The 21027-nt window shown below is 39.6% G+C and carries 34 protein-coding genes and 1 pseudogene; all 35 read left to right on the top strand.

The window, feature by feature from the left end:
* Positions 1 to 136 precede the first annotated feature (136 nt).
* Positions 137 to 826 carry a response regulator transcription factor gene (locus NST76_RS21440; protein WP_080717086.1) on the top strand — a complete coding sequence of 230 codons (690 nt, stop codon included), beginning with the start codon at positions 137 to 139 and terminating at the stop codon, positions 824 to 826.
* Between the two features lie 5 nt (positions 827 to 831).
* Positions 832 to 1848, top strand: coding sequence for a sensor histidine kinase (locus NST76_RS21435; RefSeq protein WP_342544443.1), 1017 nt, complete (start codon positions 832 to 834; stop codon positions 1846 to 1848).
* Between the two features lie 96 nt (positions 1849 to 1944).
* Positions 1945 to 2706, top strand: coding sequence for an ABC transporter ATP-binding protein (locus NST76_RS21430; RefSeq protein ID WP_036123701.1), 762 nt, complete (start codon positions 1945 to 1947; stop codon positions 2704 to 2706).
* Positions 2696 to 4675: an ABC transporter permease gene (locus NST76_RS21425; protein ID WP_058845121.1), complete on the top strand. Its 1980-nt coding sequence runs from the start codon at positions 2696 to 2698 to the stop codon at positions 4673 to 4675. The genes NST76_RS21430 and NST76_RS21425 overlap by 11 nt, the downstream gene beginning before the upstream one ends.
* A gap of 160 nt (positions 4676 to 4835) precedes the next feature.
* Positions 4836 to 6146 carry a Na+/H+ antiporter NhaC family protein gene (locus tag NST76_RS21420; RefSeq protein WP_342504329.1) on the top strand — a complete coding sequence of 437 codons (1311 nt, stop codon included), beginning with the start codon at positions 4836 to 4838 and terminating at the stop codon, positions 6144 to 6146.
* A 351-nt stretch (positions 6147 to 6497) separates the two neighbouring features.
* Positions 6498 to 6806, top strand: coding sequence for a 30S ribosomal protein S10 (gene rpsJ / locus NST76_RS21415; protein ID WP_004233624.1), 309 nt, complete (start codon positions 6498 to 6500; stop codon positions 6804 to 6806).
* A 46-nt stretch (positions 6807 to 6852) separates the two neighbouring features.
* Positions 6853 to 7482, top strand: a complete 630-nt coding sequence (rplC, locus tag NST76_RS21410; protein ID WP_036124665.1) for a 50S ribosomal protein L3 — start codon at positions 6853 to 6855, stop codon at positions 7480 to 7482.
* Positions 7483 to 7508: 26 nt separating this feature from the next.
* Positions 7509 to 8132, top strand: coding sequence for a 50S ribosomal protein L4 (gene rplD, locus NST76_RS21405; protein ID WP_004233626.1), 624 nt, complete (start codon positions 7509 to 7511; stop codon positions 8130 to 8132).
* Positions 8132 to 8416, top strand: coding sequence for a 50S ribosomal protein L23 (gene rplW, locus NST76_RS21400; RefSeq protein ID WP_036124663.1), 285 nt, complete (start codon positions 8132 to 8134; stop codon positions 8414 to 8416). The genes rplD and rplW overlap by 1 nt, the downstream gene beginning before the upstream one ends.
* Before the next feature lie 48 nt (positions 8417 to 8464).
* Positions 8465 to 9295, top strand: a complete 831-nt coding sequence (rplB, locus tag NST76_RS21395) for a 50S ribosomal protein L2 (protein ID WP_036124661.1) — start codon at positions 8465 to 8467, stop codon at positions 9293 to 9295.
* A 60-nt stretch (positions 9296 to 9355) separates the two neighbouring features.
* Positions 9356 to 9634 carry a 30S ribosomal protein S19 gene (gene rpsS, locus NST76_RS21390; RefSeq protein WP_008181911.1) on the top strand — a complete coding sequence of 93 codons (279 nt, stop codon included), beginning with the start codon at positions 9356 to 9358 and terminating at the stop codon, positions 9632 to 9634.
* Between the two features lie 22 nt (positions 9635 to 9656).
* Positions 9657 to 10001 carry a 50S ribosomal protein L22 gene (gene rplV, locus NST76_RS21385; protein WP_004233639.1) on the top strand — a complete coding sequence of 115 codons (345 nt, stop codon included), beginning with the start codon at positions 9657 to 9659 and terminating at the stop codon, positions 9999 to 10001.
* Between the two features lie 3 nt (positions 10002 to 10004).
* Positions 10005 to 10658: a 30S ribosomal protein S3 gene (gene rpsC, locus NST76_RS21380; RefSeq protein WP_025116438.1), complete on the top strand. Its 654-nt coding sequence runs from the start codon at positions 10005 to 10007 to the stop codon at positions 10656 to 10658.
* 1 nt (position 10659) lies between these two features.
* Positions 10660 to 11094: a 50S ribosomal protein L16 gene (rplP, locus tag NST76_RS21375; protein WP_025116437.1), complete on the top strand. Its 435-nt coding sequence runs from the start codon at positions 10660 to 10662 to the stop codon at positions 11092 to 11094.
* The gene (rpmC, locus tag NST76_RS21370; protein ID WP_004233646.1) at positions 11084 to 11284 is read left to right on the top strand and encodes a 50S ribosomal protein L29; all 201 of its coding nucleotides are present in this window, start codon (positions 11084 to 11086) and stop codon (positions 11282 to 11284) included. Before rplP ends, rpmC begins: the two co-directional genes overlap by 11 nt.
* A gap of 18 nt (positions 11285 to 11302) precedes the next feature.
* Positions 11303 to 11566 (top strand): 30S ribosomal protein S17, encoded by a 264-nt coding sequence (rpsQ, locus tag NST76_RS21365; RefSeq protein WP_008181723.1) that lies wholly within the window; start codon positions 11303 to 11305, stop codon positions 11564 to 11566.
* A gap of 42 nt (positions 11567 to 11608) precedes the next feature.
* Positions 11609 to 11977, top strand: a complete 369-nt coding sequence (gene rplN, locus NST76_RS21360) for a 50S ribosomal protein L14 (RefSeq protein ID WP_004233650.1) — start codon at positions 11609 to 11611, stop codon at positions 11975 to 11977.
* A 35-nt stretch (positions 11978 to 12012) separates the two neighbouring features.
* On the top strand, positions 12013 to 12321 hold the full coding sequence (gene rplX / locus NST76_RS21355) for a 50S ribosomal protein L24 (RefSeq protein WP_004233652.1): 309 nt from the start codon (positions 12013 to 12015) through the stop codon (positions 12319 to 12321).
* A gap of 29 nt (positions 12322 to 12350) precedes the next feature.
* Positions 12351 to 12890 (top strand): 50S ribosomal protein L5, encoded by a 540-nt coding sequence (gene rplE, locus NST76_RS21350; protein ID WP_008181719.1) that lies wholly within the window; start codon positions 12351 to 12353, stop codon positions 12888 to 12890.
* A gap of 22 nt (positions 12891 to 12912) precedes the next feature.
* Positions 12913 to 13098: a type Z 30S ribosomal protein S14 gene (locus NST76_RS21345; RefSeq protein ID WP_004233656.1), complete on the top strand. Its 186-nt coding sequence runs from the start codon at positions 12913 to 12915 to the stop codon at positions 13096 to 13098.
* A 29-nt stretch (positions 13099 to 13127) separates the two neighbouring features.
* Positions 13128 to 13526: a 30S ribosomal protein S8 gene (gene rpsH, locus NST76_RS21340; protein ID WP_008181717.1), complete on the top strand. Its 399-nt coding sequence runs from the start codon at positions 13128 to 13130 to the stop codon at positions 13524 to 13526.
* Positions 13527 to 13556: 30 nt separating this feature from the next.
* Positions 13557 to 14096 (top strand): 50S ribosomal protein L6, encoded by a 540-nt coding sequence (rplF, locus tag NST76_RS21335; protein ID WP_008181715.1) that lies wholly within the window; start codon positions 13557 to 13559, stop codon positions 14094 to 14096.
* A 32-nt stretch (positions 14097 to 14128) separates the two neighbouring features.
* A complete protein-coding gene (rplR, locus tag NST76_RS21330; protein ID WP_036124657.1) occupies positions 14129 to 14488 on the top strand; it encodes a 50S ribosomal protein L18 in 360 nt (119 codons plus the stop codon).
* 21 nt (positions 14489 to 14509) lie between these two features.
* On the top strand, positions 14510 to 15013 hold the full coding sequence (gene rpsE, locus NST76_RS21325) for a 30S ribosomal protein S5 (RefSeq protein ID WP_008181711.1): 504 nt from the start codon (positions 14510 to 14512) through the stop codon (positions 15011 to 15013).
* Positions 15014 to 15026: 13 nt separating this feature from the next.
* Positions 15027 to 15209, top strand: coding sequence for a 50S ribosomal protein L30 (gene rpmD, locus NST76_RS21320; RefSeq protein ID WP_004233668.1), 183 nt, complete (start codon positions 15027 to 15029; stop codon positions 15207 to 15209).
* Between the two features lie 34 nt (positions 15210 to 15243).
* On the top strand, positions 15244 to 15684 hold the full coding sequence (gene rplO / locus NST76_RS21315) for a 50S ribosomal protein L15 (protein ID WP_036129082.1): 441 nt from the start codon (positions 15244 to 15246) through the stop codon (positions 15682 to 15684).
* Complete coding sequence (gene secY, locus NST76_RS21310; protein ID WP_036129079.1) at positions 15684 to 16979, top strand: preprotein translocase subunit SecY; 1296 nt, start codon at positions 15684 to 15686, stop codon at positions 16977 to 16979. Before rplO ends, secY begins: the two co-directional genes overlap by 1 nt.
* Positions 16980 to 17049: 70 nt before the next feature.
* Positions 17050 to 17703 (top strand): adenylate kinase, encoded by a 654-nt coding sequence (locus NST76_RS21305; RefSeq protein ID WP_330493772.1) that lies wholly within the window; start codon positions 17050 to 17052, stop codon positions 17701 to 17703.
* 252 nt (positions 17704 to 17955) lie between these two features.
* Positions 17956 to 18030 (top strand): annotated as a pseudogene (locus NST76_RS21300) (type I methionyl aminopeptidase); the annotation flags it as partial.
* An 86-nt stretch (positions 18031 to 18116) separates the two neighbouring features.
* On the top strand, positions 18117 to 18335 hold the full coding sequence (gene infA / locus NST76_RS21295) for a translation initiation factor IF-1 (protein WP_004233690.1): 219 nt from the start codon (positions 18117 to 18119) through the stop codon (positions 18333 to 18335).
* A gap of 37 nt (positions 18336 to 18372) precedes the next feature.
* The gene (rpmJ, locus tag NST76_RS21290; protein ID WP_000868344.1) at positions 18373 to 18486 is read left to right on the top strand and encodes a 50S ribosomal protein L36; all 114 of its coding nucleotides are present in this window, start codon (positions 18373 to 18375) and stop codon (positions 18484 to 18486) included.
* Positions 18487 to 18510: 24 nt separating this feature from the next.
* Positions 18511 to 18876 (top strand): 30S ribosomal protein S13, encoded by a 366-nt coding sequence (rpsM, locus tag NST76_RS21285; RefSeq protein WP_004233729.1) that lies wholly within the window; start codon positions 18511 to 18513, stop codon positions 18874 to 18876.
* Between the two features lie 25 nt (positions 18877 to 18901).
* Positions 18902 to 19291 carry a 30S ribosomal protein S11 gene (gene rpsK, locus NST76_RS21280; protein ID WP_004233731.1) on the top strand — a complete coding sequence of 130 codons (390 nt, stop codon included), beginning with the start codon at positions 18902 to 18904 and terminating at the stop codon, positions 19289 to 19291.
* 139 nt (positions 19292 to 19430) lie between these two features.
* Positions 19431 to 20375 (top strand): DNA-directed RNA polymerase subunit alpha, encoded by a 945-nt coding sequence (locus NST76_RS21275; protein ID WP_004233733.1) that lies wholly within the window; start codon positions 19431 to 19433, stop codon positions 20373 to 20375.
* Between the two features lie 56 nt (positions 20376 to 20431).
* Entirely contained in the window at positions 20432 to 20812 is a 381-nt protein-coding gene (gene rplQ, locus NST76_RS21270; RefSeq protein WP_012296051.1) for a 50S ribosomal protein L17, read from the top strand.
* Positions 20813 to 21027 lie beyond the last annotated feature (215 nt).

Genomic DNA, 21027 nt, shown 5'->3' with positions numbered 1-21027 from the left:
TCAAACCAATCTGTAGGGACGCTTACAGATTGGTTTTTTGTGTTAAAATAAGGGAAATCAAATGATTTTAATTAGTGTATGTATACATAACAGCTAGCATGTCATCTAGGAGAAATAAAGAAAAGGGGAATTGAACATGGACATGAAAATCTTGCTCATTGAAGATGATCCATCCATTTTTAACATGATTCAAGAGCGTTTTGCACATTGGTCATTACAAGTGGTTGGTCCTAAAAATTTTCAAAAGGTGATGGACAATTTTATAGAGGAGAAACCACACCTTGTGCTGATTGATATTCAATTACCTGCCTATGATGGCTTTCATTGGTGTCGAGAAATACGTCATTTATCCAAAGTACCCATCCTTTTTCTCTCGTCTCGAGATCATCCAATGGATATGGTGATGGCTATGCAAATGGGAGCAGATGATTTTATACAAAAGCCATTCCATATGGAAGTGCTACTCGCGAAAACACAGGCGATTTTACGAAGAACCTATGACTATGTTGAGGAGAAAATGGACGTTACTCGTTTTAATAATGCCGTTATTGATTATACAAGGAGTGAGATTGTGTTTAATGGGGCTACTGCTTCCTTAACGAAAAACGAGCTCTTCATTTTACGAATTTTAGTGGAACAGGTTAATCAGATTGTTTCAAGAGACGAATTAATGAGAAAGCTTTGGGATGATGAACGTTTTGTCAATGATAATACTTTGTCGGTAAATGTTAATCGATTACGTACAAAGCTAGAGGATATTGGTTTACCAGAAGTGATTCTAACTAAAAAAGGACTTGGATATATGGCAGTCAGCCAGAGGACGTGAAAAACATGCTATTATTATTTATAAGAGAACGCTTTGCATGGATTGGTTTTTTTATTTTCATTTTTACACTTCTAAATGTGCTATTTTCTTTAGATGTTGGTTTAAATAGTATTTCAATATGGTATGTAAACATTAGTTTGCTTGTTAGTTTTACACTCTTTTTTGTGTGGCGTTATGTCAATGAAGTTGGGAAATTAAAAGATTTCCTGGGAAATATGGACGACTACCTTGATGAAGCACATAAAAACAGACTAGTTTTAACTCCTTTTCAGGAAGCATGCTTTCAAAAAATAGAAAGTGTCTTTTCTGAGAAGAACATGGAGTTAAATCAAGCTAAAGTGCAACTACAAGAGTATTCAGATGAGCTGTTGGCTTGGGTTCATGAAGTAAAGGCCCCTTTAACAACGATTAATTTATTGTTAGAGCATATTGAGGATGTATCACTGCGCCGAAAATTAGAGAATGAATGGCTGAGACTACATCTTTTAGTCGATCAACAGCTACATCAAACAAGATTAGCCTCTATTGAAAAGGACAACTATTTAAATGAGGTCGAGCTGAAACCGATTGTCTATAAAGAAATCAGGGGTATGCAGGCTTGGTGTATTGAAAAAGGTATTGGCTTTGAAGTCGCTGAGCTTACAGATACGGTTCTGACTGATGGCAAGTGGCTAGCGTTTATTGTTCGGCAAATTCTCTCAAATGCCATAAAATATAGTCCAGTAAATTCTGAGGTCACAATTTTTACTGAACATGACCCAACAGGTGCGACATTATTACATATAAAAGATGTAGGTATAGGTATTCCTTTAGAGGATTTACCTCGAATTTTTCAAAAATCGTATACGGGAACAGCGGGAAGAGAATCCTCACAATCTACAGGAATGGGTCTTTATTTGGCATCCAATGCAGCCCGAAAAATGGGGATTCGCATCTATGTTCAATCGAATGTTGGAGACGGCTCATTATTTACACTGCGTTTTCCCTTACAAAATGAATATGTCAAACTAACAGGTAGATGACGAAATTGTCACCTACCTTTTTATATTGTCATGTAAAACGCACGAATGAATAGCTATGACAGGGTACACTTGGATTATAGAAAGGGGCGTTATCACGTGACAGTTTTAATTGGTCGTAAAATAAAGAAAGTATATGGCAAAAAATCAACGGCTCAAGAAGTGCTAAAGGGTATTGATTTAGAAGTAAATAAAGGTGAGTTTGTAGGCATTATGGGACCTTCAGGTTCAGGTAAAACAACACTTTTAAATGTCTTGTGTTCTATAGATTTCGCAACAGAAGGTGTAATTGAAATAAACGGTCATAATTTGCGTGATATGAAAGAAAAGGCATTAGCGAATTTTCGACGAGAGCAGCTAGGATTCATATTTCAAGATTATAATTTACTGGATACCCTCACAGTAAAGGAAAATATCCTTCTGCCATTAGCTATCAGTAAGTTACCAAAAGCTGTTGCGGAAAGCCGAGTGAAAGAGCTAACATCCCTATTGGGTATTACAGAAATTTTAAATAAATATCCCAATGAAATATCTGGTGGACAAAAGCAGCGTACCTCTGCTGCACGTGCACTTATTACGACCCCATCGTTGGTATTTGCAGATGAGCCTACTGGTGCATTGGATTCTAAATCGGCTACAGCCTTGCTCCAAAATCTCCAAAACATTAATGAGACGAAAGAAGCGACAATAATGATGGTTACACATGATGCAGTAGCTGCAAGCTTCTGCACACGTGTTTTATTTTTAAAGGATGGCCTGATCTATAGTGAACTTTATAAGGGTGATAAAACAAGGCAGGCATTTTTCCAAGAAATCATGCATACGCAAAGTGTGCTAGGCGGTGACGGGTATGAGTCTTAGTAAGCTAGTGATTAGAAGCATGAAGAAAAATATGAAGCACTACTATCTATATTTCTTTGCTCTTATTTTTAGTGTTACTTTGTATTTTTCCTTTGTTACATTGCAAAATAATTCTGAGGTATGGGATGCTGTTCAAATGAGTGGAACGGCTACGGCAGGATTTAAAGCAGCCACTTATATTCTCTATTTTATCGTTTTATTCTTCGTCCTATATGCAAATCATTTATTTATGAAACGTCGTAGTAAGGAAATAGGCTTGTACCAATTGATAGGCATGACAAAGGGGCTAATCGTGCGTTTACTAGCGATTGAAAACATTCTCTTATTTATTGGTGCTGTTATTCTAGGGATGCTGGTAGGTTTCTTTAGCTCACGCGTATTTGCTATGATTTTACTACGTGTCCTTGAAAAAGAAGCTCTTGTAACCATGACATTTAGTACACAGGCATTACAGCAGTCGATGATCGTGTTTGCTATTCTTTTGGTTATTGTTCTTGTACAGATGGCTTGGATGATTCATCGTGTTTCATTATTATCACTGTTTAGCGCGGCAAAACAAGCAGACGAGCGTGTGAGACGTTTTAGTGCATTACAAATGGCAATTGGCTTTATGGGTCTTGTGCTGATTGCTTACGGCTACTATGCGTCAACAAAGCTATTTGATATTGATTCAGCTGGTCATTTATTTATCAATATGATGATAATTTTAGCTACGACTATTGGTGGTACATTTCTTGTCTTTCGTTTCTCCGTAGCCTTTATTATGAATACTATTCGCTTGAAGAAAAAAGGGCATTTATCTATCAAGGATGTATTAGCATTAACACCGATTATGCATCGCATGAAGAGCAACGCAAAGTCATTAACACTTATCACTGTATTAACAGGTGTGTCTCTAGGTGTAACGACGCTATCCTATATCGCCTACTATTCCTCAGAGGCATCGGCTTATAGCCAAGTACCTGGTGATTTCATATTGCTAGAAGAGCAGGGTCAGACCTTCTTAGAGGAGTTAGAGAAAAATAACATTACGTATGATAAAGTAGATTATCGTTTACAAGGAGTAACAGCCTCTGTAGGTCAATTAATGTCTAAAAAGCAGCAGGACAATCCTTTATATGATATGGAAGGAACAATCTATACTATCCCGCTTTCTGATTATCAGCAAAGCGTTCCTGAAGCATCGCTATCAGGCAACGATGTTATCTTAACCAACTATGGCGGTTATATGGCTGAAATGTTTCCATTAGAAAAAGATCGTGATGTAGTGGTATCTGCAGGAGAGCTTGAAGAAACTTTCCATGTAGTAGATGTTCATGATAAAAGTGTTATAAGTGGTATTGTCACGGCTGGAGGTGGCGGACCTATCTTTGTTGTGACAGATGACATGTTTACAAGTTTAACTACGCAAGCAGCGCTTTATCCTTGGCATCAACAAACGACCATTACAATAACAGCAAAAGAAGAATTAGAAACAGCAGAGAAATTATATATTCAAACAAATGCAGGAGTTATTACGGCTGTAGAAGGTGATGGTAAGACACAGCAATATACACAATCTTCCTTTGAAGAAAAACGTAAAGATAATATTGAAACATTAGGTCTTACGATTTTTACAACAGCATTTTTAGGATTAGCATTTCTAATGACAACTGGTAGTATTCTATACTTTAAACAAATGTCTGAGGCAGAGGAAGAAAGAAGTTCCTATACAATACTCAGAAAAATTGGTTTTGCCGAGAAAGACATCATGAAAGGCATTTATATGAAACAGGCCTTTAATTTTGGTGTCCCATTAGTTATTGGATTATTGCATAGCTACTTTGCTGTTAAGTCAGGATGGTTCTTATTTGGTACAGAGTTAACGGCTCCCTTGTGGATTGCGATGTGCTGTTACGTAGCGTTATATACGATCTTTGGCATACTTTCGGTTGGCTATTATAAAAAAGTTGTTCGTGAATCGTTGTAACAATTAAATATGAAGAAACTCAAAAACAGTGTAATGATTAATCCTTTACACTGTTTTTTTATATAAACATATTGAAATTGTGAAAACTATTGACTTTCAAATATCAGAATAATAAAGTTTAACATGTTAGTAATTTAGTGTATGAAAGTGAAGTGTAACAATGAATGCAGTAATTGCGGCGGTAGCCGTTATGTTGATATTAAGCTTGCTTCGCATCAATGTCGTTCTTTCCTTAGTACTAGGAGCTTTTGTAGGTGGTCTTACAAGTGGAATGGGCATTGAGGCAACAGTACAATCATTTACAGAAGGGTTAGGCGCAGGGGCCACTATTGCATTGAGTTATGGTCTCCTTGGTGGCTTTGCTATTGCTATTGCCAAAACTGGAATACCAAAATTGATGATTGCAGGGATGTTAAAAATTTTAAATGGCGAAAGTAATAGAAAAGGCTTAGTGAAGGTTTTAATTTTTTTCCTTATTTTCGTGATGTCTATTTTATCTCAAAATGTTATTCCTATTCATATTGCCTTCATTCCATTATTGATTCCTCCTATTTTAAAAATATTAAATATGTTGGAGGTTGATCGACGTATCATTGCGGTCCTAATTGCAGTAGGCTTAATCGGTACTTATAGTTTCGTGCCAGCTGGTTTCGGAGCCATTTTTCAAGATATCGTTGCTACACAAGTGTCAGAGGCTGGAATGGCTGTATCTTCACGTGATGTACCGGTAGCAATGGCGATTCCGGTGCTAGGAATGCTGATTGGGCTGCTTGTCGCCTTTGTTGTATACCGCAAGCCAAGACAGTATAAGCACAATGAAGTAGAGACGGAATCTTTAAACGTGAACGTCAGTAAGTTTGTGATGTTTTCTACAGCTCTTGCATTAGTCGCATCACTTTGTGCTCAAGTATTAACAGATTCAATGATTGTCGGTTCGTTTACAGGGATTATGTTGATGTATTTTACAGGTGCACTTAAATGGAAAGAGGCAGATGACATTCTCTCTGAAGGGATGAAGATGATGGCCTTTATTGGCTTTGTCATGATTGCGGCCAATGGCTTCGCAGCCGTTATTAATGCTACTGGGGATGTGGATAGCTTAATTACAAGCTCAATCGCTGTGCTGAAAGGTAATAGAAGTCTCGCTGTCTTTATCATGCTAGTCATTGGATTAGTTGTGACGATGGGTATTGGTTCATCTTTTGCTACAGTACCTATTATTGCTACGTTATTTGTTCCTCTTGCACAAGGGTTGGGATTGAGTCCATTAGCGATTCTTTGTTTAATTGGTACAGCAGGTGCTTTAGGCGATGCAGGCTCTCCAGCTTCAGATTCTACGTTAGGACCAACAGCAGGCTTAAATGTAGATGGACAACATCATCATATTTGGGATACTTGTGTACCGACATTTGTTTTTATTAATATCCCTTTGATCCTGTTTGGTTGGATGGCATGTGTATTCTTTCTATAAAATAAGAAGTAGTTTCTTATCTATAGAAACTACTTTCTTAAAGAATTGTTTGAAAAGTACGGAAATGTTGATATGACAACCTTAACTATTGCAATATGTAATAAAATTTTATATACTAATAAACGGCTTAATAAAGCGAAGAAGTAGTAGTACTAAGAATATCTACAACATTTAAAAGAATTTAGCGAAAAGACTTGCTTATTCTTTTTTTATTGTATATAATGTTGAATGTTGGTCTTTGACTGCGATGAAGCGAGAGGTTGCCGACACACCCGGCCGCTTTGCCATGGCGGTGTGTGGGAAAATTTTCGTGGAGAATGTCTAGAAAATAGGCGAGAAGGAGGGAAAATAATGGCAAAACAAAAGATTCGTATTCGTTTAAAAGCGTATGATCACCGTATTTTAGATCAGTCTGCTGAGAAAATTGTGGAAACTGCAAAACGTTCAGGTGCAAGTGTATCAGGTCCGATTCCACTTCCAACTGAGAAGTCTGTGTACACAATTCTTCGTGCGGTTCACAAGTACAAAGATTCTCGTGAACAATTCGAGATGCGTACGCATAAACGTCTGATCGATATCGTTAACCCAACACCACAAACTGTTGATGCGTTAATGAAACTTGATTTACCATCTGGCGTTGATATCGAAATCAAACTTTAATGGTAAAAATAATATAACTTTTCAAAACTTACAGGAGGTGTGACAAATGGCTAAAGGAATCTTAGGTAGAAAAATTGGTATGACACAAGTTTTCGCTGAAAACGGCGATTTAATCCCGGTAACAGTTATCGAAGCTGCGCCAAACGTAGTTCTTCAAAAGAAAACTGTTGAAACAGACGGCTACGAAGCAATTCAAGTTGGTTTCGAAGACAAGCGCGTTAAGCTTTCTAACAAACCTGAACAAGGTCACGTAGCAAAAGCGAACACTGCTCCTAAGCGCTTCATTCGTGAATTCCGCAACGTGAACGTTGGAGAATACGAAGTTGGTCAAGAAGTCAAAGTAGAAATTTTCGCAGAAGGCGATGTAATTGATGTAACAGGTGTTACTAAAGGTAAAGGTTTCCAAGGTGTTATTAAACGCCACGGACAATCTCGTGGTCCTATGGCCCACGGTTCTCGTTACCACCGTCGTCCTGGTTCAATGGGTCCAGTTGCTCCGAACCGCGTATTTAAACAAAAGAAATTACCTGGTCAAATGGGTGGCAATGTAGTTACAATCCAAAACTTAGAAATCGTGAAAGTTGATGCTGATCGTAACTTACTACTTGTTAAAGGTAATGTTCCTGGTTCTAAAAAAGCTCTAGTTACAGTAAAAACTGCAATTAAAGCTAAGTAATCACTTCAAGAAAGGAGGAAACAGGAATGACAAAAGTATCTGTACTTAGTCAAACAGGTGCTTCAGTTGGTGAAATCGAATTAAACGATGCGATCTTCGGAATCGAGCCAAATGAAGCAGTATTATTCGACGCAGTAGTAGCTCAACGTGCTTCTCTTCGTCAAGGTAATCACAAGGTTAAAAACCGTTCTGAGGTTGCTGGTGGTGGTCGTAAACCATGGCGTCAAAAAGGAACTGGTCGTGCTCGTCAAGGTTCTATCCGTTCTCCACAATGGCGCGGCGGTGGTATCGTATTCGGTCCTACTCCACGTAGCTATTCTTATAAATTACCTAAAAAAGTTCGCCGCTTAGCTCTTAAATCTGCTTTATCAGCTAAAGTAGTAGAACAAAACTTCTTAGTTCTTGATGCTCTAACTCTAGCAGCACCAAAAACAAAAGAATTCACAAAAATTCTTAAAGATCTTTCTTTAGAGAAAAAATCTTTATTCGTAACTGCTGACCTAGATGAAAACGTAGCATTATCTGCTCGTAACATCCCAGGTGTAACAGTTTTAACTGCAAATGGAATCAACGTTCTTGATCTATTAGGTCACGACAAAGTTGTATTCACTAAATCTGCAGTAGAAAAAGTTGAGGAGGTGCTTGGATAATGGAAGCACGTGATATTTTAAAACGTCCGGTCATTACTGAGCGTTCTTCAGAACTTATGGCAGAGAAAAAGTATACTTTCGAAGTAGACACTCGCGCTAACAAAACTCAAGTAAAAGACGCTGTAGAAGAAATCTTTGGCGTAAAAGTTGAGAAAGTAAACGTTCTTAACTACAAAGGTAAATTCAAGCGTGTTGGCCGTTACGGTGGTTACACTAACAAACGTCGTAAAGCGATTGTTAAATTAACTGCTGATAGCAAAGAAATTGAATTATTCGAAGTGTAATCCTTAATGGATTTATGATTTGAACACTCAAGAAGGAGGGAAAACACAATGGCGATTAAAAAGTATAAACCTACCTCTAATGGTCGTCGTAACATGACGTCATTAGACTTTGCGGAAATTACAACTAACAAGCCTGAGAAATCATTGCTTGAACCAACTAAACGCAAAGCTGGTCGTAACAACCAAGGTAAAATCACTGTTCGTCATCATGGTGGTGGTCATAAGAAGCAATACCGTGTTATCGATTTCAAACGTGTTAAAGATGGCATTCCGGCAAAAGTTGCTACTATTGAATATGATCCAAACCGTTCTGCGAATATCGCATTAATCAACTACGCTGATGGAGCAAAAGCTTACATCTTAGCACCAAAAGGTCTAGAGGTTGGTCAAACAATCGTTTCTGGTCCAGATGCTGATATTAAAGTAGGTAATGCATTACCATTAGCAAACATTCCAATGGGTACTACAATCCATAACATCGAGTTAAAACCTGGTAAAGGTGGACAATTAGTACGTTCTGCTGGTACTTCTGCTCAAGTACTTGGTCGTGAAGATAAGTACGTAATCGTTCGTCTTCAATCTGGTGAAGTACGTTTAGTGTTAGCTACTTGCCGCGCTACAATCGGTCAAGTTGGTAACGAACAACACGAACTTGTACACATCGGTAAAGCAGGTCGTAGCCGTTGGTTAGGTAAACGCCCAGAAGTTCGTGGTTCTGTAATGAACCCTAACGATCACCCACACGGTGGTGGTGAAGGACGTTCTCCAATCGGACGTAAATCACCAATGACTCCTTGGGGTAAACCAGCACTTGGTTACAAAACTCGTAAGAAGAAAAACAAATCGGATAAATTTATCATCCGTAGTCGTAAAAAATAAAGTGGTTAAACTACGGTTCTATGTGAGAGCCGTGGTGGAATCACGGAGGGAGGTTCCTACATGGGTCGCAGCTTGAAAAAAGGACCTTTTGTTGATGACCACTTAATGAAAAAAGTGGAAGTACAAGAGGCTTCTGAGAAAAAACAAGTTATCAAAACTTGGTCACGCCGTTCTACAATCTTCCCGAACTTCATCGGTTTAACGATTGCTGTATATGATGGACGTAAACATGTTCCTGTATACGTAACAGAAGATATGGTAGGCCATAAACTTGGTGAGTTCGCACCGACACGTACTTACAAAGGTCACGGTGCAGACGACAAGAAAACAAGACGCTAATTTTGAGAGGAGGTAAATCCTAATGACACAAGCTAAAGCTATCGCTCGCACAGTACGTATTGCTCCTCGTAAAGTACGTCTAGTTGTAGACTTAATCCGAGGTAAGCAAGTTGGTGAAGCAGTTGCAATTTTACGTCATACTCCAAAAGCGGCGTCTCCAGTCGTTGAGAAAGTATTAAAATCTGCAGTTGCTAATGCTGAGCACAACTACGATCTTGACATCAACTCTTTAGTAGTTTCTGAAGTGTTCGTTGATGAAGGTCCAACTTTAAAACGTTTCCGTCCACGTGCGCAAGGACGTGCAAGCGCAATTAACAAACGCACAAGCCACATCACTCTAGTGGTATCTGAGAAGAAGGAGGGTTAATCCGTGGGTCAAAAAGTACATCCAATAGGACTGCGCGTTGGTATTATTCGTGACTGGGAGTCAAAATGGTACGCTGAAAAAGACTATGCAACTCTACTTCACGAAGACATCAAAGTGCGTAAATATATTGAAACGGCTCTTAAAGACGCTTCTGTTTCTAAAGTAGAAATCGAACGTGCTGCAAACCGTGTAAACATTACAATTCACACTGCGAAACCAGGTATGGTAATCGGTAAAGGTGGTACTGAAGTTGAAAACCTTCGTAAATACCTTAGCGAGTTAACTGGTAAACGCGTACACATCAACATCATTGAAATTAAACGTGCAGATCTTGACGCTCGTCTAGTAGCTGAAAACATCGCTCGTCAATTAGAAAACCGTGTATCATTCCGTCGTGCGCAAAAGCAAGCGATCCAACGCACAATCCGTGCTGGTGCAAAAGGAATTAAAACACAAGTATCTGGTCGTTTAGGTGGCGCTGATATCGCGCGTGCTGAACACTATAGTGAAGGAACTGTTCCACTTCATACTCTACGTGCTGACATTGACTATGCACACGCAGAAGCTGACACTACTTACGGTAAATTAGGCGTTAAAGTATGGATCTACCGTGGTGAAGTTCTTCCTACGAAGAAATCTGTGGAAGGAGGCAAATAATATGTTATTGCCTAAACGCGTAAAATACCGTCGTGAACACCGCGGCAACATGCGTGGCGAAGCGAAAGGCGGCAAAGAAGTATCATTCGGCGAGTGGGGCTTACAAGCTCAAACTGCTAGCTGGATTACTAACCGTCAAATCGAATCTGCACGTATCGCGATGACTCGTTACATGAAACGTGGCGGTAAAGTTTGGATTAAAATCTTCCCACACAAACCTTACACTAAAAAACCTCTAGAAGTCCGCATGGGTTCTGGTAAAGGTTCTCCTGAAGGTTGGGTAGCAGTAGTAAAACCAGGAAAAATTATGTTCGAAATTGCTGGTGTATCTGAAGAGATTGCACGTGAAGCACTTCGTTTAGCATCACATAAGCTTCCTGTTAAATGTAAGATCGTAAAACGTCAAGAAACTGGTGGTGAATCTAATGAAAGCTAATGAAATCCGTGACCTTGCCACTTCTGAAATTGAATTAAAAGTGAAATCACTGAAAGAAGAGCTTTTCAACCTTCGCTTCCAATTGGCGACTGGTCAATTAGAAAACACAGCTCGTATTCGTGAAGTGCGTAAAGCAATCGCGCGTATGAAAACTGTTATTCGTGAAAGAGAAATCAGTGCAAATAACTGATAAAGGAGGTTTTCAAGTATGACTGAGCGTAATCAACGCAAAGTTTACACGGGCCGCGTTGTTTCAGATAAAATGGACAAAACTGTTACTGTTTTAGTTGAAACTCACAAAAAGCACAAGCTTTACGGTAAACGTGTAAAATACTCTAAAAAGTTTAAAGCTCATGATGAGCAAAACCAAGCGAAAATCGGTGATATCGTACGTATCATGGAGACTCGCCCGCTATCAGCTACTAAACGTTTCCGTCTAGTTGAAGTTGTAGAAAAAGCGGTTATTATTTAATAACTATTTCGGAACAACCATTTCCGAAGGGAGGTAACCTAAGTGATCCAACAAGAAAGTCGTATGAAAGTTGCTGACAACTCAGGTGCACGTGAAGTTCTTACAATTAAAGTGCTTGGTGGCTCTGGCCGTAAAACTGCTAACATCGGTGATATCGTTGTTTGTACAGTTAAGAAAGCAACACCAGGTGGCGTTGTCAAGAAGGGTGACGTTGTTAAAGCTGTTATCGTTCGTACTAAATCAGGCGTACGTCGTAAAGACGGTACGTACATCAAATTTGATGAAAATGCTTGTGTAATTATTCGTGATGATAAATCACCACGCGGAACTCGTATTTTCGGACCTGTTGCACGTGAATTACGTGACAGCAACTTCATGAAAATCGTTTCTCTAGCTCCAGAAGTTCTTTAATTTCATGATAGTGCCAATCAAGGAGGTGCGACAGCATGCATGTAAAAAAAGGTGACAAGGTTAAGGTTATCACTGGTAAGGACAAAGGCAAAGAAGGAGTAATCCTAGCTGCTTTCCCTAAACAAGACCGCGTTCTTGTTGAAGGCGTTAATATCGTGAAAAAGCACGTTAAACCTAACCAATTGAATCCACAAGGTGGGATTGTAAGCCAAGAGGCTGCAATTCACGTTTCGAACGTAATGCTAATCGATCCTAAATCTGGCGAGCCGACTCGTGTAGGTTATAAAATCGAAAACGGTAAAAAAGTTCGTGTTGCAAAAAAATCAGGTGCAGTAATCGACTAACTAGTAAATAAAAGAAGGGAGGTACACACATGAGCCGCCTAAAAGAAAAATATTTAAATGAAGTTTCTCCTGCTCTTATGAGCAAGTTTGGATATAAATCAGTTATGCAGTTGCCGAAAGTTGACAAAATCGTTATCAACATGGGTGTTGGTGATGCTGTTCAAAACTCTAAAGCATTAGATGCAGCTGTAGAAGAATTAACAATTATCACTGGTCAAAAACCAGTTGTAACTAAAGCGAAAAAATCGATCGCAGGTTTCCGTTTACGTGAAGGTATGCCAATCGGTGCTAAAGTTACATTACGCGGTGAGCGTATGTATGAATTCTTGGACAAATTAATCTCAATCTCACTTCCTCGTGTACGTGACTTCCGTGGTGTTTCTAAAAAAGCATTCGATGGTCGCGGTAACTACACTCTAGGTGTTAAAGAGCAACTAATTTTCCCAGAAATCGATTACGATAAAGTTTCAAAAGTACGCGGTATGGACATCGTGATCGTAACGACAGCGAACTCTGACGAAGAAGCTCGCGAGTTATTGACACAATTCGGTATGCCGTTCCAAAAGTAATTTAAACAAGGAGGGCGAAAACGTGGCTAAAAAATCTATGATCGTTAAACAACAACGTAAGCAAAAGTTTAAAGTGCAAGAATATACACGTTGTGAACGCTGTGGCCGTCCACACTCTGTATATCGCAAATTCAAACTTTGCCGTATTTGTTTCCGAGAACTTGCATATAAGGGACAAATTCCTGGCGTGAAAAAAGCCAGCTGGTAATCCCCTAATTTGGGAAGGAGGTAAATGTAATGACAATGACTGATCCGATTGCAGATATGCTTACTCGCATTCGTAATGCGAACATGGTTCGTCACGAGAAGTTAGAAGTACCAGCTTCCAACGTGAAAAAAGAAATCGCTGAAATTTTAAAGCGTGAAGGTTTCGTACGTGACGTAGAATACGTGGAAGACAACAAGCAAGGTATTATCCGTATCTTCTTAAAATACGGTAAAGATAACGAGCGTGTTATCACTGGCTTAAAACGTATTTCTAAACCTGGTCTACGTGTATATGCTAAAACAAATGAAGTGCCTAAAGTACTGAACGGTCTTGGTATCGCTTTAGTGTCAACTTCACAAGGTTTATTAACAGATAAAGAAGCTCGCGCTAAACAAGTTGGCGGCGAAGTTCTAGCATACGTTTGGTAATTAGCAATAAATGAATGGAGGTGCAACTAAATGTCTCGTGTAGGTAAAAAAATTATCGAGGTACCAGCTAACGTAACTGTTACTGTTGCAGCTGACAACACTGTTACTGTTAAAGGTCCTAAAGGCGAACTTGTTCGTTCTTTCCACCAAGATATGAAAATTGAGCAAGAGGGTAACGTAATCTCTGTATCACGTCCTTCTGAATCAAAAGAACACCGCACAAACCACGGTACTACTCGTGCGCTTCTAGCGAACATGGTTACTGGTGTTTCTGCAGGTTTCGAAAAAGCTTTAGAACTTATCGGTGTTGGTTACCGTGCGCAATTACAAGGCAAAAAACTTGTACTTAACGTAGGTTACTCTCATCCAGTAGAGTTCACACCTGAAGATGGTCTTGAAATTGAAGTTCCTTCTAACACTAAAATCATCATTAAAGGTATTAGCAAAGAGCGCGTTGGTGCTCTTGCATCTAACATCCGTGACGTTCGTCCACCAGAGCCATATAAAGGTAAAGGTATCCGTTACGAAGGCGAATACGTTCGTCGTAAAGAAGGTAAAACAGGTAAATAATGCTGCCTAAGCATTAGAAAGGAGTGACCCTTGTGATTACGAAACAGGATAAAAATCAAGTTCGTAAAAAACGTCATGCGCGAGTTCGTTCTAAAATTTCGGGTACTGCTGAGCGTCCACGCTTAAATGTATTCCGTTCTAACAAGAACATCTACGCTCAACTTATCGATGACGTAGCAGGCGTAACAATTGTTAGCGCATCTTCTCAAGAAAAAGATTTTGAAGGCACTGGTAGCAATGTTGCAACTGCATCAAAAATCGGTGAAACAATCGCGAAACGCGCTGCGGAAAAAAATATTACTGCTGTAGTTTTTGACCGTGGTGGTTACTTATATCATGGACGCGTGAAAGCTTTAGCTGAAGCTGCACGTGAGAATGGTTTAGAATTTTAATAAGAAGGAGGGACACATTTCATGAGTCGAATTGACGCAAACAAACTTGGAGAACTTGAAGAACGCGTAGTTACTATTAACCGTGTTGCTAAAGTTGTTAAAGGTGGACGTCGCTTCCGCTTCACAGCACTAGTTGTTGTTGGCGATAGAAACGGTCATGTAGGTTTCGGTACTGGTAAAGCTCAAGAGGTTCCAGATGCTATCCGTAAAGCTGTTGAAGATGCGAAGAAAAACTTAGTAGAAGTGCCACGTGTTGGTGGAACAACTCCACACTTAGTGCTTGGTCGCTTCGGTGCAGGAGAAATCTTAATTAAACCTGCTGCTCCTGGTACAGGAGTTATCGCTGGTGGTCCAGTACGTGCTGTACTAGAACTTGCTGGTATTACTGATATTCTTTCAAAATCTCTTGGATCTAACACACCAATCAACATGGTGCGTGCAACTGTTCAAGGTTTAACTGAATTAAAACGCGTAGAGGACGTAGCTAAATTACGTGGTAAATCAGTGGAAGAAATATTAGGATAAGGGGGGAAAGATAATGGCTAACAAATTAGAAATCACCCTTACTAAATCTGTGATTGGTACTAAACCTGCACAACGCAAAACTGTTGAAGCTTTAGGTTTACGTAAATTACACCAAACTGTAGAGAAAGCTGATAATGCAGCTACTCGCGGTATGCTTGATAAAGTAGCACACTTAGTTACTGTAAAAGAAATTTAATTTTCAATAATTGAACAAGGAGGTGCCACCCACTATGAAACTGCATGAGTTAAAACCAGCAGAAGGTTCTCGTAAGCAACGCAATCGCGTTGGTCGTGGTATCGGTTCTGGTAACGGTAAAACAGCAGGTAAAGGTCATAAAGGTCAAAACGCTCGTTCTGGTGGCGGTGTACGCCCAGGATTTGAGGGCGGTCAAAACCCATTATTCCGTCGTTTACCAAAACGTGGATTTACGAACATTAATCGTAAAGAATACGCGATTGTTAACCTTGATGCTTTAAACCGTTTCGAAGACGGTGCAGAAGTTACTGCTGCATTATTACTTGAAACTGGTATAGTGAGCAACGAGAAAGCTGGAATTAAAGTTCTTGGCAACGGAGCTCTTAATAAAAAGCTTACTGTTAAAGCTCATAAATTCTCAGCTTCAGCGAAAGAAGCAATCGAGAATGCCGGCGGAACTACTGAGGTGATTTAATGTTTCAGACAATCTCTAACTTTATGCGTGTTCGAGATATAAGAAATAAAATCATTTTCACACTTTTAATGTTAATCGTTTTTCGTATTGGAACTTTCATTCCAGTACCAAACGTTGACGCTGATGTATTAAAGGCAACTGATGAGTTTAACCTCGTTGGTTTCCTGAATACTTTTGGCGGTGGTGCTTTAAAGAACTTCTCCATCTTCGCGATGGGAATTATGCCTTACATCACAGCCTCAATCATTGTTCAGTTATTGCAAATGGACGTAGTACCGAAATTTGCTGAGTGGGCAAAGCAAGGTGAAGTCGGAAGACGTAAACTTGCACAATTTACTCGCTACTTTACTATTATTCTTGCTTTTATCCAATCATTCGCAATGTCATTCGGTTTTAATAGAATGTATGGTGGATCTTTGATTAAAGAAGAGGGCGTTCTAACTTATGTTACAATTGCTATAGTATTGACAGCGGGAACAGCATTCCTAGTATGGCTTGCTGAGCAAATTACTGCTCACGGTGTTGGTAATGGTATTTCTGTTGTCATTTTCGCAGGTATCGTTGCAGCATTGCCTACAGGGATCAACCAAATTTTTGCACAGCAAATCGAGGGTGCTGGAGATAAATTATTTATCAACATCATTGTCCTTGCATTGCTTGTATTAATTTTATTAGCAGTTGTAGTTGGGGTTATATACGTGCAACAAGCACTTCGTAAAATTCCAATTCAATATGCGAAACGAGTTACTGGACGTAGTCAGCAAACTGGTGGTCAACAAACGCATCTACCGTTAAAAGTAAATGCTGCAGGGGTTATTCCGGTAATCTTTTCAGTAGCGTTTCTTGTAACACCTCAAACGCTTGCTGTGTTCTTTGGTGAAAATAGTGTTACAAATTGGATTACGAAAAATCTGCAGTATACGCAGCCTATCGGTATGACAATTTATATTATTTTGATCGTCGCGTTCACATATTTCTATGCATTCGTTCAAGTGAATCCAGAAAATGTGGCAGACAACTTGAAAAAACAAGGTGCTTACATTCCAGGTATTCGTCCTGGTGAAAACACTCAAACGTATTTAACAAGCGTGTTATATCGTCTAACTTTTGTTGGTGCGATATTCTTAACTGTTATTGCTGTAATGCCGATTTTATTCATTAATTTTATGAATTTACCTGCCTCAGTGCAGATCGGTGGTACTAGTATTATTATCGTAGTCGGTGTAGCGCTGGAAACGATGAAGCAGCTAGAATCTCAACTTGTTAAACGTCACTACAAAGGCTTTATGAAATAATGTTGGTTTTTAGGGAACGTTCCATCGTTTCCTTAAATCAGCAAACCTTTTGTGGGAGGAATATTTCCTAATGAATATCGTTTTAATGGGTCTGCCAGGTGCTGGTAAAGGTACTCAGGCAGATAAAATTGTTGAGAAGTACGCGATTCCTCATATTTCTACAGGCGATATGTTCCGTGCTGCAATTAAAGAAGGTACTGAACTAGGCTTACAAGCGAAATCGTTTATGGATCAAGGTGCACTAGTACCTGATGAAGTAACGATTGGTATTGTTCGTGAGCGACTGGCTAAACCTGATTGTGAAAAGGGCTTCTTATTAGATGGATTCCCACGTACTGTTCCTCAAGCTGAAGCATTGGATAGCATTCTTGCTGATCTAGGTAAAGCGATTGAGCATACATTAAACATTCAAGTTGAAAAGGATGAGTTAATTGCTCGTCTTTCAGGTCGACGTATTTGTAAAACTTGTGGTACATCATATCATTTAATTTTCAATCCTCCTAAGGTGGAAGGAAAATGTGATAAAGATGGTGGCGAGCTTTATACACGTGCAGATGATAATCCTGAAACGGTTGCAAACCGTCTGGAAGTAAATATGAATCAAGCACAACCTCTACTTGATTTCTATCAAGCTAAAGGTGTGTTAACTAACATTGATGGACAGCAAGATATTAACAAAGTGTTTGCTGATCTTGATGCTCTATTACAGGGCAGCCGCAGCTGATACCCGGCTCCGGGCGCAGAGTACTGCTTCCGCGGGAGGCATGCGGGAGCAACAACGAAACATAATTTTTTTGAGAGTTGCAAAAGCATATTGTGCCCGGTATATATTTCTTCTAAAGAGTGCAACATACCTTTTGGAGGAGTATAATGGGTTTCGTGGAAGCATCTGTGTAACGGGTATGAATATCTCATCAAAGACATTCCGGTATTCGTGTAAACATGGGAGGTTCAGTGCCCTTATTGGTTCTGTAAATTCCGTGGATTGTGTGAAGCGAAACCAGACGAGCGTCTTTCAAACATCTCTCATACAATCCAAACATATGTTGAAACGAGGTTGCTTCTAAAGTTGCAGCAGATATCCGTTTGATGTAACGATGAGAACTTTAATTTGCATATAGAGAGGAGACAGAGTAGATGGCGAAAGATGATGTAATTGAAGTCGAAGGGACAGTTGTTGAGACTTTGCCAAACGCGATGTTTAAGGTAGAATTAGAAAATGGACATGTGATTCTAGCACACGTATCTGGTAAGATTCGTATGCACTTTATCCGTATTCTACCTGGAGATAAGGTTACTATCGAGTTATCTCCTTATGATTTAACTCGCGGTCGTATCACATACCGTTTTAAATAATCTTTTGCGCTCCGGACTACTAAGGAGGTTAGGTTAGATGAAAGTGAGACCATCTGTGAAACCGATCTGCGAAAAATGTAAAGTAATTCGCCGACGCGGTAAAGTAATGGTAATCTGTGAAAATCCTAAACATAAACAAAAACAAGGTTAATTCTAAAGGAGGTGCACAACGTACATGGCACGTATTGCTGGTGTTGATATTCCTCGCGACAAACGCGTGGTAATTTCATTAACGTACATTTTCGGTATTGGTAAAACTACAGCTCAGAAAGTACTAGCTGATGCAGGTATTTCAGAAGATACACGCGTACGCGACTTAACTGAAGATGAGTTAAACAAAATCCGTGAACAATTAGATTCATACAAACTTGAAGGTGACTTACGTCGCGAAACTTCATTAAATATTAAACGTCTGATGGAAATCGGTTCATTCCGTGGTATCCGTCACCGTCGTGGCTTACCTGTTCGTGGTCAAAATACGAAGAACAATGCGCGTACGCGTAAAGGTCCTCGTAAAACTGTTGCGAACAAGAAAAAATAATTGGTAAAGGAGGTTCCTTCTTAACATGGCTCGTAAACAACAAACTCGTAAACGTCGTGTGAAAAAGAATATCGAATCTGGTATTGCACACATTCGTTCTACATTTAACAATACAATTGTAACGATTACAGATATGCAAGGTAACGCTGTATCTTGGTCAAGTGCTGGTGCTCTTGGTTTCCGTGGTTCACGTAAATCTACACCATTCGCTGCTCAAATGGCTGCAGAAACTGCTGCTAAAACATCCCTTGAACATGGTCTGAAAACGTTGGAAGTAACTGTTAAAGGTCCTGGTGCTGGTCGTGAAGCTGCTATTCGTGCACTTCAAGCTGCTGGTTTAGAAGTAACTGCTATTAAAGACGTTACTCCAGTTCCTCATAATGGTTGCCGTCCGCCAAAACGTCGTCGCGTGTAATGGGTGCGTCTCATATTGTATGAGAACATCATTTTTTGTACAGACTGTCTTGTGCAGATAATAAACGATACGTCATTGACGATCGAATCTATGATGGAAAGAACCTATACATTCGATGTTTTGAAGGAGGGTAAATAAAATGATCGAAATTGAAAAACCAAAGATTGAAACGGTGGAGATCAGCGAAGATTCCAAATATGGAAAGTTTGTTGTAGAACCGCTTGAACGCGGATATGGAAACACTTTGGGTAATTCTTTACGTCGTATCCTTCTGTCTTCATTACCAGGAGCTGCTGTCACTTCAATTCAAATTGATGGTGTTCTTCACGAATTCTCGACTGTAGAAGGCGTAGTAGAAGATGTAGCTTCAATCATTTTGAACGTGAAAAAACTAGCTCTTAAAATCTACTCTGACGAAGAAAAAGTTATTGAGATTGATGTAAAAGGCGATGGTACAGTTACGGCTGCTGACATTACACATGACAGTGACGTAGAAATTTTAAACCCAGATCTATATATTGCAACAATCGCTAAAAACGGTCATTTACGTATGCGTATGTATGCACAACGCGGCCGTGGTTACACTCCTGCTGATCAAAACAAACGTGAGGATCTTCCTATCGGCGTGATCCCGATCGACTCTATTTACACTCCAGTATCACGCGTCAATTTCCAAGTGGAAAATACTCGTGTAGGTCAGTCTTCTGACTACGACAAACTTTCTCTTGATGTGTGGACAGATGGTAGCATCGGTCCGAAAGAGGCGATTTCGCTCGGAGCAAAAATTTTAACCGAGCATCTTAACATCTTCGTTGGCATGACGGATGAGGCACAGACTGCTGAAATCATGGTCGAAAAAGAAGAAGATCAAAAAGAAAAAGTTTTAGAGATGACTATCGAAGAACTTGATCTTTCTGTTCGTTCTTATAACTGTTTAAAACGCGCTGGTATTAATACAGTACTAGAACTTGCGAATAAATCAGAAGACGATATGATGAAAGTTCGTAACCTTGGACGTAAGTCACTAGAAGAAGTAAAAGCGAAGTTAGAAGAGCTTGGTTTAGGATTACGCAAAGAAGACTAAGCGATTTAAACAACACTAATAAGATCAGATTTTTTCTATAAAGGAGGGAAACATCCATGGGTTACAGAAAACTTGGTCGTACAAGTTCTCAACGTAAAGCGATGTTACGTGACTTAGCTACTGATTTAATCATCAACGAGCGTATCGAAACTACTGAGGCTCGCGCTAAAGAAGTACGTAAAGCTGTTGAAAAAATGATTACTTTAGGTAAACGCGGAGATTTACACGCACGCCGTCAAGCTGCTGCATTCATCCGTCGCGAACTAGTAACAACGACTGATGCTGAAGGTAACGAAACAACATCATTTGCACTTCAAAAGTTATTTGATGATGTTGCACCACGTTATGCAGAGCGTCAAGGTGGTTACACTCGTATTCTTAAAGTAGGTCCTCGTCGTGGTGACGGTGCACCTGTTGTTGTGATTGAACTAGTTTAATCATAAGAGAAGACTTGTGGTGAAGAGGGTGGGAATCACCACCCTCTTTCTTTATAAATGATTTATACGACAAATAATTAAGCTGAGCGTTATGATGAGCGGGCACTTTAGGGTGTGGCGTCTCGTTTAGCTCTCCGCACCTCATTCAGGAGAAATAAGGGCTTGAGCACCCGTATTTCTTGTAAATGTAACGACAAGCGCATTTCTATCGAATG

Source organism: Lysinibacillus sp. FSL W7-1291 (genome assembly GCF_038593415.1).
GTDB lineage: Bacteria > Bacillota > Bacilli > Bacillales_A > Planococcaceae > Lysinibacillus > Lysinibacillus fusiformis_D.
The sequence above is the reverse complement of the archived record's forward strand: the minus strand, read 5'-3'. Positions and strand labels throughout refer to the sequence as shown.